11 protein-coding genes are annotated in these 17473 nt (G+C 71.4%); 4 read left to right on the top strand and 7 right to left on the bottom strand.

Annotated features, from left to right (window positions below):
- Positions 1 to 53 precede the first annotated feature (53 nt).
- Together AB0H12_RS27670 and AB0H12_RS27665 are read left to right on the top strand one after the other, a co-directional pair.
- Positions 54 to 440, top strand: coding sequence for a globin (locus AB0H12_RS27670; RefSeq protein ID WP_230565912.1), 387 nt, complete (start codon positions 54 to 56; stop codon positions 438 to 440).
- Between the two features lie 57 nt (positions 441 to 497).
- Positions 498 to 2093, top strand: a complete 1596-nt coding sequence (locus AB0H12_RS27665; protein WP_499626621.1) for a glycoside hydrolase family 13 protein — start codon at positions 498 to 500, stop codon at positions 2091 to 2093.
- A gap of 110 nt (positions 2094 to 2203) precedes the next feature.
- Here the strand turns inward: AB0H12_RS27665 and AB0H12_RS27660 are convergent, their stop codons facing one another.
- From AB0H12_RS27660 to AB0H12_RS27635, 6 genes are all read right to left on the bottom strand, one after another.
- Entirely contained in the window at positions 2204 to 5221 is a 3018-nt protein-coding gene (locus AB0H12_RS27660) for an AfsR/SARP family transcriptional regulator (protein WP_499626619.1), read from the bottom strand.
- Between the two features lie 73 nt (positions 5222 to 5294).
- Entirely contained in the window at positions 5295 to 5921 is a 627-nt protein-coding gene (locus AB0H12_RS27655; RefSeq protein ID WP_499626618.1) for a DUF8010 domain-containing protein, read from the bottom strand.
- The gene (locus tag AB0H12_RS27650) at positions 5914 to 6345 is read right to left on the bottom strand and encodes an acyl-CoA thioesterase (RefSeq protein WP_499626616.1); all 432 of its coding nucleotides are present in this window, start codon (positions 6343 to 6345) and stop codon (positions 5914 to 5916) included. The genes AB0H12_RS27655 and AB0H12_RS27650 overlap by 8 nt, the downstream gene beginning before the upstream one ends.
- Before the next feature lie 51 nt (positions 6346 to 6396).
- Positions 6397 to 7338 carry a DNA glycosylase AlkZ-like family protein gene (locus tag AB0H12_RS27645; RefSeq protein WP_499626615.1) on the bottom strand — a complete coding sequence of 314 codons (942 nt, stop codon included), beginning with the start codon at positions 7336 to 7338 and terminating at the stop codon, positions 6397 to 6399.
- On the bottom strand, positions 7335 to 8327 hold the full coding sequence (locus AB0H12_RS27640) for a LacI family DNA-binding transcriptional regulator (protein ID WP_499626613.1): 993 nt from the start codon (positions 8325 to 8327) through the stop codon (positions 7335 to 7337). Before AB0H12_RS27640 ends, AB0H12_RS27645 begins: the two co-directional genes overlap by 4 nt.
- Before the next feature lie 11 nt (positions 8328 to 8338).
- Positions 8339 to 9889 (bottom strand): glycoside hydrolase family 13 protein, encoded by a 1551-nt coding sequence (locus tag AB0H12_RS27635; RefSeq protein ID WP_499626612.1) that lies wholly within the window; start codon positions 9887 to 9889, stop codon positions 8339 to 8341.
- A 217-nt stretch (positions 9890 to 10106) separates the two neighbouring features.
- On the opposite strand from AB0H12_RS27635, the gene AB0H12_RS27630 reads away from it, so the two are divergent.
- Both AB0H12_RS27630 and AB0H12_RS27625 read left to right on the top strand, forming a co-directional pair.
- On the top strand, positions 10107 to 11669 hold the full coding sequence (locus AB0H12_RS27630) for a carbohydrate-binding module family 20 domain-containing protein (protein WP_499626610.1): 1563 nt from the start codon (positions 10107 to 10109) through the stop codon (positions 11667 to 11669).
- 111 nt (positions 11670 to 11780) lie between these two features.
- The gene (locus tag AB0H12_RS27625; RefSeq protein WP_499626608.1) at positions 11781 to 12257 is read left to right on the top strand and encodes an SDR family oxidoreductase; all 477 of its coding nucleotides are present in this window, start codon (positions 11781 to 11783) and stop codon (positions 12255 to 12257) included.
- Positions 12258 to 12390: 133 nt separating this feature from the next.
- On the opposite strand, the gene AB0H12_RS27620 is transcribed toward AB0H12_RS27625, so the two are convergent.
- Positions 12391 to 17349 (bottom strand): NAD-glutamate dehydrogenase, encoded by a 4959-nt coding sequence (locus AB0H12_RS27620; protein ID WP_499626606.1) that lies wholly within the window; start codon positions 17347 to 17349, stop codon positions 12391 to 12393.
- Positions 17350 to 17473 lie beyond the last annotated feature (124 nt).

Here is a 17473-nt window from a genome sequence, read left to right as displayed (position 1 = left end):
CGCGGCGGGGGTCGGCGTGGGCTGCCGTTCGGTGGCTGAGGCAGGATGGAGGGGTGACCACTCCGCCGGAGAACTTCTACGAAGCAGTGGGCGGGTACGAGACGTTCCACAAGATCGTCGCGGTCTTCTACGAGGAAGTGGCCGCCGATCCCGTCCTGCGCCCGCTGTACCCCGAAGAGGACCTCGGTCCCGCCGAGGAGCGGTTCCGGCTGTTCCTGATGCAGTACTGGGGCGGTCCGCACACGTATTCGGACAACCGGGGTCATCCTCGGTTGCGGATGCGTCACGCTCCGTTCGTGATCGGTCCCGTGGAGCGGGACGCCTGGTTGCGCTGCATCAAGGTCGGCGTCGACTCGGTCGACCTCTCCCCCGAACACCGCAAGCAGCTCTGGGCGTACCTGGAGATGGCCGCCAACAGCATGATGAACGCCTGGGTGTGATTCTTGATCACTCGAACGGGGTCGTGGTGTCGGTCGCGAATGGCAGGATGACTCCTCGTGCGACGATCCTCCGATCTACAACCAGAGATCGCCGACGAGTCCGCCTGGTGGCGTGACGCCGTCTTCTACCAGGTCTACGTCCGATCCTTCGCCGACGCGAACGGTGACGGCGTGGGCGACCTCGACGGTATCCGCTCCCGGCTCGGCTACCTCGAACTGCTCGGCGTGGACGCCCTCTGGCTCACGCCGTTCTTCACCTCGCCCATGGCCGACCACGGTTACGACGTGGCCGACCCGCGTGACGTCGACCCGCTGTTCGGCGACCTGGCCGCGTTCGACCGGCTGGTCGCCGAGGCGCGCGCGCACAACCTGAAGGTCACGATCGACCTGGTGCCCAACCACACCAGCGACCGGCACGCGTGGTTCCAGGCCGCGCTGCGGGCCGGGCCGGGCTCGGTCGAGCGGGACCGGTTCATCTTCCGCGACGGCGGCGGGTTCGACGGGTCCGTGCCGCCGAACAACTGGTCGAGCCAGTTCGGCGGGCCCGCGTGGACCCGCGTGCCCGACGGGCAGTGGTACCTGCACCTGTTCGCGCCCGAGCAGCCCGACCTGAACTGGGACAACCCCGAGGTCGCCGCCGACCTGGCGCGCACGCTGCGGTTCTGGCTGGACCGCGGGGTGGACGGGTTCCGCATCGACGTGGCGCACGGCATGGCCAAGCCCTACGGGTTGCCGAACATCGATCCGCGGGTCGAGCTGGGCGCGGGCGTCATGCACGACAACGCGCTGGACCCCCGGTTCGACAACGACGGGGTGCACGAGATCCACCGGATGATCCGCAAGGTCATCGACGAGTACCCGGGCCGCATGGCCGTCGGCGAGGTCTGGGTCGCCGACGACGAGCGGTACGCCCGGTACCTGCGGCCCGACGAGCTGCACCTCGGGTTCAACTTCCGGCTGCTGGAGGCGCCGTTCGACGCGGACGCCGTCCGCTCGGCCGTCGAGCACGGGTTGGGCGCGGTCCGGTCGGTGGGCGCGCCCGCGACCTGGACGTTGTCCAACCACGACGTGCCGCGGCACGTGACCCGGTACGGCGGTGGCGACCTCGGGGCGCGGCGGGCGCGGGCGATGGCGCTGGTCGAGCTGGCGCTGCCCGGCGTGGTCTACCTCTACAACGGCGAAGAGCTCGGCCTGCCGGACGTGGAGCTGCCGGAGTGGGCGTTGCAGGACCCGATCTGGCTGCGGTCCGGGCGCACCCTGCGCGGTCGCGACGGGTGCCGCGTGCCGTTGCCGTGGGAGGGCGACACCCCGCCGTTCGGCTTCTCGCAGGCGGTGACCACGTGGCTGCCGCAGCCGAACGAGTGGGCAGGCCTCACCGCCGAGTCGCAGCTGGAAGACCCCGAGTCGATGCTGTCGTTCTACCGGCACGCGCTGGAGCTGCGGAAGTCGCAGCCGGCGTTCGACGGCGACGAGCTGGAGTGGTACGGCGCGCCGCCCGGGTGCTTCGCGTTCCGGCGCAAGGGCGGCGGGCTGATCTGCGCGCTGAACACGTCCGGCGGCCCGGTGCCGCTGCCGCCCGGTGAGATCCTGCTGGCCAGCGGTCCGATGGACGGCAACCAGCTGCCGCCCGACACGGCCGTCTGGCTCGTCTAGTCCCGCCGTTGATGTGGGGAGGCGCGGACCCCTCGACCGCGCCTCCGACCACCGCTGTCGCGTGCGCGGCATCCTCGGGGTCGGACCTCAAAGAAAACTAAAAGTGCCGGTCAGGCGATGGCGTGCGAACTCGGCGGCACCGGGCGGAACGGCTCGCCCGCCTCCCGGCACCCGTGGGCGCGGAAGATCGACTCTGCCTCGCGGCGGGCCGCTCGGGCGGCGTCCGGCTCACCGAGGGCGGCCAGGGTGGCGGCCAGGTCCCGCAGGGTCCGGGCCCGCCACACCGGCAGGGACAACGCCTCCCACCAGTGCAGCGAACGGTCCAGGTAGCGGCGGGCCACCTCCGGCCGCAGGCCCGCCAGCTCCAGCTCGCCGAGGGTGCGCAGGACGAGGGCCTGGCCGAAGCCGTCCTGCATCTCGTTGCACGTGCTGAGGCACTCGAGCAGGTCGCTGCGCACCGCGTCGCCGCGGCCCTGGCGGATGCGGGCCTTGGCCAACGCCTGGGTCGCGTAGGCGGACATCAGCCGGTCGCCGAGGGTCCGCAGCAGCTCGACGGCACGGGCGGCGTGCTCGGCCGCGACGTCCCACCGCCCGGCGGCGCGGTGCACGATGCTCACCGACCGCAGCGCGATCGCCTCACCTCGGCGGTCGCCTACGGCGCGGTAGGCCCGCACCGTCTCCTCGCACACCTCCAGGGCCAGGTCGAGGTGGCCCTGTTCGGTCAGCACCCGGCCCAGCCCGTGCGACGCCTGGGCGACCAGGTGCTTCTCGTCCAGCTCCCGCAGCACGGGCAGGGCCAGGTCGAGCAGCTCCCGGGCCCGCGCCAGCTCGCCGTGCTCGCGCAGGACGGTGCTCAGCGCCAGCCGGGCCGACGCCTCGCCCTGGGCGTCGCCGGCCTGCCGGTAGGCGTCCAGCGCCTGCCCGTAGTACGACGCGGCCTCCTCGAACCGGTCCTGCTCGTACCGCAGCCAGCCGAGGCCCGACAGCAACCGCGCCTCACCCGCCCGGTCACCCGCGCGCCGGGCCGCCTCCAGCGCCGCCGAGTGCGTGCGCCACCACTGGCCGAACAGGTTGCGCACGGAGAACCGGGAGGAGCACAGGGAGGCGGCGAGCCGGGTCGCCACGTCGGTCAGGTCGAGTTCGCTGACCCGTTCCACCACGCCGACCAGGCCCGCCTGCTCGGCGTCGAACCACGCCTCGGGGTCGGCGGCGATCTCGGCCGCCGCCTCCGGGTCGAAGTACCTCGGGTCGGGCGGGGTGCGGTCGCGGTCGAACGCGGTGTGCGGCATGTGGCTGCCGGCGAGGTCGACCAGGGCCAGCCAGGTCCGCGCGGCACGCGCGCAAGCGGCCTTGACGGCGGCCCCCGGCTCCTCGGCTTCACCGCGTTCGCGGGCGAACGCCCTGGTCAGGTCGTGCATGCGATAGCGGAGCGCGGTGCCGCCGTCGGTGGTGGCGAGGTCGAGCAGCCGTGAGTCGACCAGGCGTTCCACCACCTCCTCCGCCTCACGCGGGTCGCAGTCGAGCAGGGGTGCGACGAGCCAGCCGCCGAACGTGGCGACGCCCAGCAGCGCGAGTCTCCGCAACGCGGCGCGTTCGCGTTCGGCCAGGCCGTCGTAGCTCAACGCGAGGCTGCCGCGCACCTCCAGGTCGCCGAGGGTGAGCTCGCCGAGCACGCGCCGCTGCACGCCGAGGCGTTCGGCGAGTCGGGCGAGCCGCCACTGCGGCCGGGCGGCGAGGCGGGCGCCGGCGATGCGCAGGGCCAATGGCAACTGGCCGCACAGCCGGACGATGTCCTCGGCGGCCTCGGGTTCGGCGGCCACCCGACCGTCGCCGACGACGCGGTCGAGCAGCTCCAGCGCCTCGTCGTCGTGCATCACGCTCAGGTCGAGGTGGGCCGCGCCGCCGAGCGCGCCGAGCCGTTCCCGGCTGGTGGTGAGCACGGCGCACGTCGCGCCGCCGGGCAGCAGCGGCCGGACCTGGCGTTCGTCGCGGGCGTCGTCGAGCACGATCAGCACCCGTCGGTCGGCCAGCAGGGTGCGGTACAGCTGGGCGCGTTCGGCCGGATCGGCCGGGATGGCCTCCTCCGCCGTGCCCAGGGCGCGCAGGAACCCGGCCAGCACCTCGGCCGGGTCGGCGGGCACGACGCCGTCGCCGCGCAGGGTCGCGTACAGCTGGCCGTCGGTGAAGTGGTCGCGCACGGCGTGGGCGACGTGGGCCGCGAGCGTCGACTTGCCCGCGCCCGGCTGGCCGGAGATGGCGCACACCCGCACCGCGCCCGTCGTCCCGGTCAGGTGGGCCACCAGGCGGTCGTGCTCGGCCACGCGGCCGGTGAAGTCGGCGATGTCGAACGGCAGCTGGCTCGGCGACGGCGGGCCGGGCTTCCGTCGCTCGGCGGTGGGCGGCTCGGGCTCGCCGCGCAGCACGCGTTCGTGCGTGGAGCGCAGGGCGAGGCCTGGTTCGAGGCCGAGTTCGTCGAGCAGGATCCGCCTGCCCTGCTGGTAGCAGGCCAACGCCTCGGCCCGCCTCCCCGCTTGGCCGAGCGCGAGCATCAGCTGGCTGCGCAGCCGTTCCCGGAGGGGGTTCTCGGCCACGGCCACGCTCAGCTCGGTGGTCAGCGCCTCGCCGCGGCCCAGGGCCAGGTCGGCGTCGAAGCGGTCCTCCAGCGCGCCGAGGCGCAGCTCTTCGAGCCGGGACCGCTCACCTTCCGCCCACGTGCCCTGGGCGCCGCCCAACGGGGTGCCGTGCCACCGGCCCAGGGCGGCGGCGAACCGGGCCGCGGCGCCTTCGAGGTCGCCCTCGGCCAGCGCGCGGCGGCCGTCGCCCAGCTCCGCGGTGAAGACGTGCAGGTCGACCTGGTCGGGCCGGACGGACAGCAGGTAGCCGCCGCCGGAGCGGACCAGCACGTCGCCCAACGCGCGGCGCAGCGTCGAGACGTAGGTGTAGATGGCCGAACGGGAATCACCGGGTGGCCGCTCGCCCCACAGGACGTCGACCAGCCTCTCCAGTGACACCACGCGGCCGGCGTTGATCGCCAGCAACGCCAGCAACGTCCTCGGCTTCGGCCCGCCGACCTCGACCGGACCACCCCCGGTGCGGGCCCGCACCGGCCCCAGCACCCTGAACTCCATCGCCGGACCCCCCTGATCCCCTGACCAGGGTAGCCGGCGGGTACGACACCGGAACTCGTTCGGCCGGAAACGCTCAGACCAGCAGGGGCAGCATGGAGTGGCGGCGGCGGACCACCGCGCCGAACCGGGCGTCGATGCGCAGCCACGAGTCCGTGGCCGTGATGCGCACGTCGTCACCGCCCAGGAAGCCCATGCCCGACAACGCGAACAGGCACCGCATGGGCACCTTCACGTCCAACCCGGAACCGCTCACCGTGATCACGGTCTGGTCCAGCAGCGAGGCGGGCGGCGTGCCGCGGGGGCCCGCGTTCTCCCGAGCCACCTCGACGCCCTTCTCCGCCAGCTCCGACACGACGCTGCCGGGCAGCCGGTCGACCGGGAGCCAGCCCGCCACCGGCGGCAGCGCCGAACGCCACATCATGTCGCGCGCCGGACCGGGGTCGACGGTCTCGCTGCGCACCACGGCCAGACCGGTGAGCAGGTCGGTGCCGGACACGGTGACGTCGCCCGGCGTGATCCGGCCGGCGACGGTCCGGGTGGCCAGGGTGTCGAACGGGGTCGCCACCCACGCGTCGACCAGGTCGGCGGACGGGCGGTTGCGCAGCCGCACCACGGCTTGGCCGTCCAACCGGACGGCACGGGCGACGAACGCGCCGAGGTCGTCCCGCTCGGCGGGATCGGCGAGGACCAGCTCAGGCACCATTACCTCCGGCACGCCAGCCCGCGAGGAAGTCGCGCTCGGCTTCGAGTAGACGGCGCGGGCGTCCGGCCGTCAGGTTGTACGGGACCATCAGGGTCTCGGCCGTCGTGACGACGGCGCTGCCCTCCTGGCGACCGCCGCGGACCGTGTAGTCCAACGTGAAGGACGCGGACTTCAATTCCCGAACGGACATCTCCACCACGACCTCGTCGCCGGTGAACACCACCGGCGCGAGGTAGTCCACCACGAGCCGGGCGACGACCATGCCGTGCGACATCTCCGGCACACCGTGCCTGGCGGCCTCGGTGAACAGCAGGTCGATGCGCGCCTCTTCCAGCAGGGTCACCGTGTTGGCGTGGTTGACGTGGCCGAAGGCGTCCATGTCCGACCAGCGCGGGCGCACACCCGTGACGAACACACCCAAGTTGAACGCGCCTCCCGCTCGTCGATGCGTGGCAGTGACCTTATCCACGTGCTACGCCCAGGTTAAGCGCGCGTCCAAGTCGAGGAATCGTCCCAGGTCGGCGACCTCTTCCGCGATGTCCGGGCGGTCGGGGCGGTCGCTGAACGGCCGCACGGTGAAGTGCCCGCCGTCGCGCCGCCAGACGGCGACGACGCGGCCGTCCACGACGACGTGCGGGGTGAGGAAACCGCCGCCGGTCTGCACGAGCGGCGCGTGCTCGGGGTCGAGCGCGAGGGAGCGGTCGCGGTAGCCGAGGAGGTAGGGGTCGAAGTGGCCGAGCACGCGGACCGCGCCGGTCGGCTCGGCCGGTTCGTCGGCCACCTCGGGCAGGTTCCCGAGCATCCGCTTGGGCAGGCCGCTCCACGCGGCGAAGTCGTCGGGCGTGGCCGGGCCGTAGGCACGTCGGTAGCGCCGCCACAGCTCGTCCACGCCACGGGGTCCGCAGTCGATGCGCAGGAGACGGTAGGTGTCGTCCAGGCCCCGGCACAGCACGCCGGAGTTCGCGGCGAACGCCAGCAGGTGCGCGGGCGCCTGGGACTTCGGGTCGAGGGCGATGCCGACGTCGGCGAGGCGGCGCACGAGTTCGGCGCGTTCCAGCGGCTCGGTCAGGACTTCGCGGAGCGCGGGTAGCGCGCGTTCGCACAGCTCATCGGTGAGGCCGAGTTGCTCGCGGCGACGTCGTCCGGCGGCGATGGAGGTCGGGCCGAGGAGGTTCACGACCCACAGGTCGTCCTGGTGGAGCAGGTGGAGGGTCCCGCGCATGGCCCACGTGCGCACCAGAGGGCCGTCCAGGGACCTCACGCCCCGGGCGCGCGCTGCGAGCCGTGCCGCCGGGACGTCCTGCGCTTGGAGGGCGAAGATCGACGTGAGGAGGTCCGTGGCGTCGGAGGCGGGGTGCGAGAGGCGTTGGGCCCGCATCCGTTGCGCGAGGATCCGCTCGGCGAGCGCGGTCATCTGGGGCGGGCGCCGGTCGAGCCGCGCACCACCAGTTCCGGCTGGAACACGAACTCCGCGTGCGGTGCGGGCGTGCCGCCGATCTCCTCCAGCAACGCGTGCACGGCGGCCTGCCCCATCGCCTCGACCGGCTGGCGGATCGTGGTCAGCGGCGGGTCGGCGAACACGATCAGCGGCGAGTCGTCGAAGCCGACGACGGACACGTCGCGCGGCACGTCGAGGCCCCGGTCGCGGGCCGCGCGGATCGCGCCGAACGCCATCAGGTCGCTGCCGCACACGATCGCCGTGCAGCCGCGGTCCAGCAGGGCGTTGGCCGCGGCCTGGCCGCCCTCGACCGTGAACAGGGAGTGCTCGACCAGGTCCGAGGCCTGCGGGCGGACGAGCGTGAAGCCCTCCACCATGCGCAGCGCGGGCACGAACCGCGGCGGCCCGACGGCCAGGCCGATCACCTCGTGCCCGAGTTCGGCCAGGTGGGTGACCGCCAACCGGACCGCGGCGCGGTTGTCCACCGAGACGAACGGCGCGGACACCTGGTCGGTGTAGCCGTTGATCATCACGAACGGCACGCCGCGGCCGGCCAGCTTGACGTACCGGTCCTTGTCGGCGGTCGTGTCGGCGTGCAGGCCGGACACGAAGACGATCCCGGTCACGCCCCGGTCGACCAGCATCTCGGTCAGCTGGTCCTCGGTCGAGCCGCCGGGCGTCTGCGTGCACAGCACCGGCGTGTAGCCGTCACGGGTCAGCACCTGCTCTATGACCTGCGCGAGCGCCGGGAAGATCGGGTTGTTCAACTCGGGGGTGATCAACCCGATCAGCCCGGCGCTGCGCTGGCGGAGCCTGGGCGGGCGCTCGTAGCCGAGCACGTCCATCGCGGCGACCACGGCCTGGCGGGTGGTGGCCGAGACGCCTGGCTTGCCGTTGACCACTCGGCTGACCGTCGCCTCGCTCACGCCTGCCTGGGTCGCGATGTCACTGAGCCGCGCTGTCACACCGGGTGACTCTACGGGCGCGAGAGCCACACGGTCGTGTCCGGCGGCACGAGGACGTCCGCGTCTTCGGTCGCGTGACCACCCGAGGCGAGCAGCACCTCGCCGTCGGCGGGCAGGCGTGCCACGTCAGGGCCGAAGTTCACCACGCACGTGAAGGCGCCGCGGCGGAACGACAGCACGCCTTCGGGCACGTCCAGCCACTCCACGTCGGAGCCCGCACCGAGGTCAGGGTGCTCCCGTCGCACGCGCAGCGCGCTGCGGTAGAGCTCCAGCACGGAGTTCGGGTCGCCGAGCTGGCTCGCCACGCCGAGGTCGGCCCAGGCGGACGGCTGCGGCAGCCACGAGCCGCCGTCGCCGAAGCCGAACGACGGGCCGTCCGCCGTCCACGGGATCGGCACGCGGCAGCCGTCACGCCCGCGGTCGGTGTGGCCGGACCGTTCCCACACCGGGTCCTGGAGGACGTCCTCGGGCAGGTCGAGCACCTCCGGCAGGCCCAGTTCCTCGCCCTGGTAGACGTACGCGCTGCCGGGCAGGGCGAGCATGAGCATCGCGGCGGCACGGGCGCGCGCCACGCTGCCGTACCGCGTCACGTGCCGCTGCACGTCGTGGTTGGACAGCACCCACGTGGTCGGCGCGGCGACCGGCCTCATCGCGGCCAGCGAGTCGTCGATGACCTGCTTGAGGTCGGTGGCGGTCCACCCGGCGGTCAGGTAGTGGAAGTTGAACGCCTGGTGCAGCTCGTCGGAGCGCAGGTAGCGGGCGGTGCGCTCGGGGCTCGGCGTCCACGCCTCGGCCACGCCGATCCGGTTGCCCGGGTAGGAGTCGAGCACCTTGCGCCAGTCGCGGTAGATCTCGTGCACGCCGTCCTGGTCGAAGAACGGCAGCGCCTCGGTGCCCAGCAGCTTGAGGTGACCGGGCGTGCCGACGTCGGGCAGGCCGTCGGCCTTGACCATGCCGTGCGCGACGTCGATGCGGAAGCCGTCCACGCCGAGGTCGAGCCAGAAGCGCAGCACGTCGAGGAACTCGTCGCGCACCTCCGGCTGGTCCCAGTTCAGGTCCGGCTGCTCGGGCGCGAACAGGTGCAGGTACCACTGGCCGTCCGGGACCCGCGTCCAGGCGGGGCCGCCGAAGACGGATTCCCAGTCGTTCGGAGGCTGCTCGCCGCGGCCGTCGCGGAAGTGGTAGCGGGCGCGTTCCGGGGAGCCCGGGGCGGCGTCGAGCGCCTGCTGGAACCACGCGTGCCGGTCGCTGGTGTGGTTCGGGACCAGGTCGACGATCACGCGGATGCCGAGGGCGTGCGCGTCCTCGACGAGGGCCTTGGCGTCGTCGTTGGAGCCGAACAGCGGGTCGACGGTCCGGTAGTCGGCGACGTCGTAGCCGCCGTCGGCCATCGGGGACGAGTAGAACGGCGTGATCCAGACCGCGTCCACGCCGAGGTCGGCCAGGTAGGGCAGTCGGGAGCGGATGCCGGGCAGGTCACCGACACCGTCGCCGTCCGAGTCGGCGAAGCTGCGCACGTAGACCTGGTAGATGACGGCATCGCGCCACCAGTCCTGCGTCATGGGGTGTCCTTCCGGATCGGTTCCGCCGGAGGGCAATGAAATACTTTGCAAGTGTTTTCAGCAAGTCTGGCAGCTGGTATGACCTAGAGCACATCCCTGCCAGCTAGGAGACATCGTGGTTTCCTCAAGTCGACGCGCCTTGGGCGCGATAGCCGTACTCCTGTTCAGCCTTTTGGCGGTCCCGCAAAGTTTTGCAACGCCGCCGTCCGCGAAGGACGTGACCGCGACCCTGTTCCAGTGGCCGTTCGCGCGGGTGGCGAGTGAGTGCACGAACGTGCTCGGGCCTCGCGGCTACGGGTTCGTGGAGGTCTCGCCGGCCACCGAGCACATCCAGGGGTCCCAGTGGTGGACCTCGTACCAGCCGGTCAGCTACCGCATCGCGGGGCGTCTGGGTGACGAGGCCGCGTTCCGGAACATGGTGAACACCTGCCACGCGGCGGGCGTGAAGGTCATCGCGGACGCGGTGATCAACCACATGAGCGCCGGCTCGGGCACGGGGACCGGCGGCTCGTCGTACACGAAGTACAACTACCCCGGCATCTACAGCGACTGGGACTTCCACTCGTGCCGGTCGCACATCAGCGACTACCGCAACCGCGACAACGTGCAGAACTGCGAGCTGGTCGGGCTGTCGGACCTGAACACCGGCAGCGACCACGTGCGGGGGAAGATCGCGTCGTACCTGAACTCGCTGATCGCGATGGGTGTCGACGGGTTCCGGATCGACGCGGCCAAGCACATGCCGGCGGCGGACCTGGCCGCGATCAAGTCGCGGCTGAGCAACCCGGGTGTTTTCTGGGTGCACGAGGTGATCTACGGGGCCGGTGAGGCCGTGCAGCCCGGCGAGTACACCGGGTCGGGTGACGTGGACGAGTTCCGGTACGCCTACGACATCAAGCGGATCTTCAACAACGAGAACCTGGCGTACCTGAGCACGTTCGGGCAGTCGTGGGGCTACCTGGCGAGCGGTCAGGCGCGGTCGTTCGTGGACAACTGGGACACCGAGCGCAACGGGTCGACGTTGACGTACCGCGACGGGTCGACCTACACGTTGGCGAACGTGTTCATGCTGGCGTGGCCCTACGGTTCGCCGAACGTGTACTCGGGCTACGAGTTCTCGTCGCACGACGCCGGGCCGCCGTCCGGGTCGGAGTGCTACACGTCCGGGTGGAAGTGCCAGCACCGGTGGACGCAGATCGCGTCGATGGTGCAGTTCCGCAACACCGTGGCCGGGACGGCGGTCGTGAACTGGTGGGACAACGGCGGCGACGCCATCGCGTTCGGGCGGGGCAACAAGGGCTTCGTCGCGATCAACCGCGAGTCGTCGGCGATGACGCGGACGTTCCAGACCTCGCTGCCGGCCGGGTCGTACTGCAACGTGCAGCAGGACGGGTGCGTGGCGGTCGCGGTCGGGTCGAACGGGCAGTTCACCGCGACGTTGGGCGCGGGTGAGGCGTTGGCGCTGCACGTCGGGGCGACCGGGGCGGGGAACCCGCCGGCGGGGACGACGTCGTTCGCGGTGAACGCCACGACGTCGTTGGGGCAGAACATCTTCGTGGTCGGCGACCACCCGGCGTTGGGTGCGTGGAACACCGGCGCGGCGGTGGCGCTGTCGTCGGCGACCTATCCGACGTGGCGGGGGTCGGTGTCGCTGCCGGCGGGGACGTCGTTCCAGTACAAGTACATCCGGAAGGACAGCGGCGGTGCGGTGACGTGGGAGAGCGGGACGAATCGGTCCGCGACGTCGCCGGCGACGTTGTCGGATACGTGGCGTAGTTAGAGGGTTGGTCGGGTCGGGCGGGGACGCGTGTGTTCCCGCCTGGCTCAGCGCAGGGTTTCGCCAGGCCTGTCCGGTGCGGCCCAGTTCGGCCCGGGTGTTCTGCCGGGGCGTTTGGTCGGCAAGTCCGCGGACGCCAGGAGTGTCGAGCGGGGCGAGAAATCGGCGGCGGCGCTCGGCGCACGATTCGTGCAGCTCGATGTGACCGACGACGCTTCGGTGAGTGGCGCGCTGGCGACGGTCCGGGAGGAAGAGGGCTTGCTCGATGTGTTGGTGCACAACGCGGGCGTTCTCGGTGGTGACGTTGTCGACGGACCTGAGGCATTGAGGGTCTTCGACACGAATGCGGTGGCGATCGTGCGGGTCACGGAGGAGGCGGCCACGATGGTGACGGTGCAGTACGCCAAGTCCCAGCCGGGCATCAAGTTCAATGAGCTTGAGCCGGGATTCACCGCGACGGACATGACTGCGGCGTTCGGGGTGGGGAGAGCGCCGGAAGTGAGCGCGAGGACCGTGGTGCGGTTGGCGACATCGGGGGCGGATGGTCCGACGGGGACGTTCCAGGATGAAGGCGGGGTATCGGGTTGGTAGATCACAAGAGAGCCAGGTCGGCGGGATGACACGAAGCCCTTCTGTCGAGGGAAGGCGTGCCAGTGGCCGAGAAGGCGTGGGGGTGGGGCGGGTCGCCAGGGCACGGCGGGTGCGGTGCCCTGGCGACGGGAGGTCAGCGGATCATGCTGCGGACCTGGCGGGCGGCGACGGAGAGGGTGGCCAGGTCGAGCTTGCTGACCCGGTTGATCTCGGCGAGGGCGGCGCGGGCGCGGCTCAGGCGGGGGGAGTTGGCCTGTTCCCAGGTCGCGATCTTCTCCTCCGGGGTGTCGCCCGGCTCGGCTGAGCGCAGGACGTCGATCGTGATCGAGCGCAGCGAGGAGTAGAAGTCGTCGCGCAACGCCAGGCGGGCCAGCGAGTGCCAGCGGTTGAGGCGTTCCAGGTTCGAGACCGAGCTGAGCATCCGGTCGACGTCCAGGTGGTCCGACAGCGCGAAGTAGACCTCGGCGGTCTCCTGGTGCGTGCGCTCCTGACCGGTTGCGCCCTCGCCTTCCTCGCGCTCGGCGAGTTCGGCGACCTCCGTGACGTCGAGCAGCCCGTAGGTGAAGAGCAGCCCGGCGACGCGGCGGGCCAGTCCGACGGGCACGCCCTGGCCGACCAGCCGTTCGACGTGCTCGACCACGGATTCCTTCTCGTGACCTTGGAGCAGGTCGATGGCGCGCGGTGCCAGGGAGCCGACCACGGGGGCGAAGCGGCTGATCGTGGAGCCGACCGCCAGTGGCTGGGGGCGGTTGGTGAGCAGCCAGCGCGACGCGCGGTCCAGCAGGCGGCGCGTTTCCAGCACCATGTCGTCCTGGACGTCGGTCGGCACGACGTTGTCCAGGGCGCGGATCTCCTGCCAGATCGACGGCAGGTCGTAGATCGCGGTCACGACGGTGTACGCGCGCACCGCGTCGGTCGCGGAGGCGCTGATCTCCTCGGCCAGGCGGAACGCGTACGACACGCCGCCGCCGTCGACGACCTCGTTGACCAGGACGGTCGTGATGATCTCGCGGGACAGCGGGTGGTTGCCGATGGCGTCGGCGAACCGTTCCCGCAGCTCGCTCGGGAAGTAGTCGGGCAGCCGGCGGGCCAGCACGTCGATCGTCGGCAGGTCGCTGGCCAGCACCTCCTCCTTCAGCGCGAGCTTCACGTGTGCCAGGAGCGTGGCCAGCTCGGGCGAGGTGAGGCCGTCGCCCGCCTTCTCCAGCGCCTTGAACTCCGCGGTGCTGGGCAGCGCTTCGAGCGTGCGGTCGAGGACGCCGCGTTGTTCGAGGTCCGCGACCAGGCGTGCGTGCACCGAGAGCATCGGCGCGGCGTGGGCGCGGGAGACGCCGAGCACGGAGTTCTGCGAGTAGTTGTCGGCGAGGACCAGCTCGCCGACCTCGTCGGTCATCTGGCCCAGCAGCTCGTTGCGCTGGTCCTGGTCGAGCTTGCCGTCGCGGACCAGCTCGTCGAGCAGGATCTTGATGTTGACCTCGTGGTCGGAGCAGTCGACACCGGCGGAGTTGTCGAGCGCGTCGGTGTTGACCTTGCCGCCGTTGCGGGCGAACTCGATGCGACCGCGCTGGGTCAGACCGAGGTTGCCGCCCTCGCCGACGACCTTGACGCGCAGGTCGGAGCCGTTGACGCGGATCGCGTCGTTGGCCTTGTCCCCGACCTCGGCGTGCGACTCGGCGCCCGCCTTGACGTAGGTGCCGATGCCGCCGTTCCAGAGCAGGTCGACGGGCGCGAGCAGGATCGCCTTCATCAGCTCCTGCGGCGACAGCTTGACCACGCCCTCGGGCAGGCCCAGGGCTTCGCGGACTTGCTCGGAGACCGGGATCGACTTGGCCGTGCGCGGCCACACGCCACCGCCGGCGCTGATCAGGGAGCGGTCGTAGTCGTCCCACGAGGAGCGGGGCAGTTCGAACAGCCGCTTGCGCTCGGCGTAGCCGCTCGCGGCGGTGGGGTTCGGGTCGATGAAGATGTGGCGGTGGTCGAACGCGGCCACCAGGCGGATGTGCTCGGACAGCAGCATGCCGTTGCCGAACACGTCACCGGACATGTCGCCGACGCCGACGACGGTGAACTCCTCGGTCTGCGTGTCCGTGCCCAGTTCGCGGAAGTGGCGCTTCACGCTCTCCCACGCGCCCTTGGCGGTGATGCCCATGGCCTTGTGGTCGTAGCCGACGGATCCGCCGGACGCGAACGCGTCGCCCAGCCAGAAGCCGTAGGACTTGGAGACCTCGTTGGCGATGTCGGAGAACGACGCCGTGCCCTTGTCCGCCGCGACCACCAGGTAGGTGTCGTCGCCGTCGTGCCGGACGACCTGCGGCGCGGGCAGGACCGTGCCGGAGTTGAGGTTGTCGGTCAGGTCGAGCAGGCCGGAGATGAACTGGCGGTAGCAGGCGATGCCCTCGGCCAGCAGCTGCTCGCGGTCCTGGCCCGGGTCGCCGGTGGGCGCCGGCGGCTTCTTCAGCACGAAGCCGCCCTTCGCGCCGACCGGCACGATCACGGCGTTCTTCACGGCTTGCGCCTTCACCAGGCCCAGGATCTCGGTGCGGAAGTCCTCACGTCGGTCGGACCAGCGCAGACCGCCGCGTGCGACCGGGCCGAAGCGCAGGTGCACGCCTTCCAGGCGGGGCGAGTACACGAAGATCTCGAACCTGGGCCTCGGCTGGGGCAGGTCCGGGATCGCGCGGGGGTTCAGCTTGACCGCCAGGTAGGGGCGGGGGTTGCCGTCGACGTCGCGCACGAAGTAGTTCGTGCGCAGCGTGGCCTGCACCAGCGTGAGCAGGCTGCGCAGGATGCGGTCCGCGTCCAGGCTGGTCACGTTGTCGATCATCTCGGTGATGTCGTCGACCAGGTGCTCGGTGCGACTGGAGCGCTGCTCGTCGGACAGGGAGGGGTCGAACCGCGCCTCGAACAGCCGCACCAGAGCCGTGGCGACCTCGGTGTGCCCCAGGACCGCGTCCTCGATGTAGTCCTGGCTGTACGGGGTGCCGGCCTGGCGGAGGTACTTGGCGTAGGCACGCAGCATCGCGGCCTGCTGCCACGTGACGCCGGCCTTGAGCACGAGCGTGTTGAAGCCGTCCACCTCGGCCTCGCCGCGCCAGGAGGCGGCGAACGCGTCCTGGAAGCGGGTGCGGATCGACTCGGGGTCCTCGCTGGACAGCTCGTCCAGCGTGACCTGGTCGATGCGCAGGCCGAAGTCGTAGATCCAGCACTCGGCGCCGTCGTCGCGGACCAGCTCGTACGGGCGCTCGTCCACCACGACCACGCCCATGCGCTGCAACATCGGCAGCACGTCGGACAGCGTCAACCGGGCGCCGACGAGGAACAGCTTGAACCGCCGTTCACCCGGCTCGGCGTCGCGCGGCGTGTAGAACACCAGGTCCAGGTCACCGCGCTTGAGGGCCTCGATGCGGCGGAAGTCCGCCAGGCCCTCGGCCGCGGTGAAGTCCTCCTTGTAGGCCTCGGGGAACGCCGCGGCGATCCGCTGGCCCCGCTCGGACGACGATTCCGCGCCCAGAGCCGCGCCGTGGTCCTCCATGACCGCCTCGACCATGCGGTCGTCCCACAGGCGCACGGCCTCGGCCAGCAGCTGCTGGATGTGGGCGGTGTCCGGCTCGGCCTGGCGGCTCGGGTCGGTGTGCACGGTGAAGTGCACGCGGGCCAGCGCCGACTCGCCGACGCGTGCGCTGTACTCCAGGTTCACGCCGCCGAGCTGGTCGATCAGCACTTCCTGCATGGCCAGCCGCGACGTCGTGGTGTAGCGGTCGCGCGGCAGGTAGACCAGGCACGAGTAGAAGCGGCCGTACGGGTCGCGGCGCAGGAACAGGCGCAGCCGGCGGCGTTCGGCGAGCGCGATCACGCCCGTGACGGTCTGGTAGAGCGTGTCCGTGTCGACCGAGAACAGCTCGGTGCGCGGGTAGTTCTGGATCACTTCGAGCATCCGCTGGCCCGAGTACGAGTGCAGCGGGAAACCGGCGCGGTGGATGACGTCGCGGACCCGGCGTTCGATGGCCGGGATGTCCAGCACGTCCTCGTGCAGGGCCGTGGTGGAGAAGACGCCGAGGAACCGGTGCTCGCCGGTCACGTTGCCGTCGGCGTCGAAGGTCTTCACGCCGACGTAGTAGGGGTACACCGACCGGTGCACGCTCGACTGCGCGCTGGCCTGCGTCAGGACCAGCAGTTCCGGTGACAGTGCCTGGGCGCCCGCGTCCGGGCCCGCCGTCAGGCTGCGCGCCGCGAGGCTGTCCTGTCTGAGCACCCCGAGACCACTCGCCAGGACCGCCCTGAGCGCGGGTTCGCCGTCCGTGGCCGGGTCGTCGCGGACCAGCTCGTACTGGCGGTAGCCGAGGAACGTGAAGTGGTCGTCGGCCAACCAGCGCAGCAGGTTCGCGCCGTCCTGCACCTCGTGGCTGGGCAGCGGCGGCGGTTCGGACTCCAGCAGTTCGGCCAGGTGCCCCGCCATGCCGGCCATCTTGTCGGTGTCCTCGACGACCTCGCGGACGTCGTTGAGCACGGCGTGCAGCTTGGTTTCCAGCTCACGCGCCCGGTCCGGGTCGGTGAGCAGGTCGACCTCGACGTACATCCACGACTCGGCCAGCGCGTCGCCCGGCGGGTCGGCCGGGTCCGCGGTCGGCAGGACCTCCTGGAGCGCCCCCGTGACCAGGTCACGGCGCACCACGACGATCGGGTGCACCACCCGTTGCACCTGCACGCCGCCGCGGGTCAGCTCGGAGGCCACCGAGTCGACCAGGTAGGGCATGTCGTCGGTGACCACCTGCACCACCGTGGCCGGACACGTCCAGCCGTCGTGCGCGCGGGTCGGGTTGAGGATCCGCACGACCGGACGGCCCGGCACCCGGGTCTCGGCGAGCTGGTAGTTCGAGCGCACCGCGCCCACCAGGTCGACCGGGTCGTCGTCGATGACTTCCTCGGCCGGGACGTGGCGGTAGTACAGGCGGATCAGGTCGGCGAGCTCGGGGGCGTTGGCGGCGGCACGTTCGATCAAAACGTCACGGGCCTGTTCGGGACTGGCCGGGCTCGCCGCGCCGACGTCGCGGGCGGTGGGCTCGGATCGGGACGGGGCTCCAGTCGAGGTCATCTTCAGGCGACTCCACGCTATGCGGTACGTCTGTGTACCGGGTGTGCGCACCACTTAACCAGACGAGCGCGAACCCGTTCGCCGCAACCCTCGCACTGAATCGAACAACTTGCCGGGAAAGTCG

The sequence above is a fragment of the Actinosynnema sp. NPDC023794 genome (assembly GCF_040639675.1).
Lineage (GTDB): Bacteria > Actinomycetota > Actinomycetes > Mycobacteriales > Pseudonocardiaceae > Actinosynnema > Actinosynnema luteola.
Note: the sequence above shows the minus strand (reverse complement) of the source record. Positions and strands in the feature narration are given on the sequence as shown.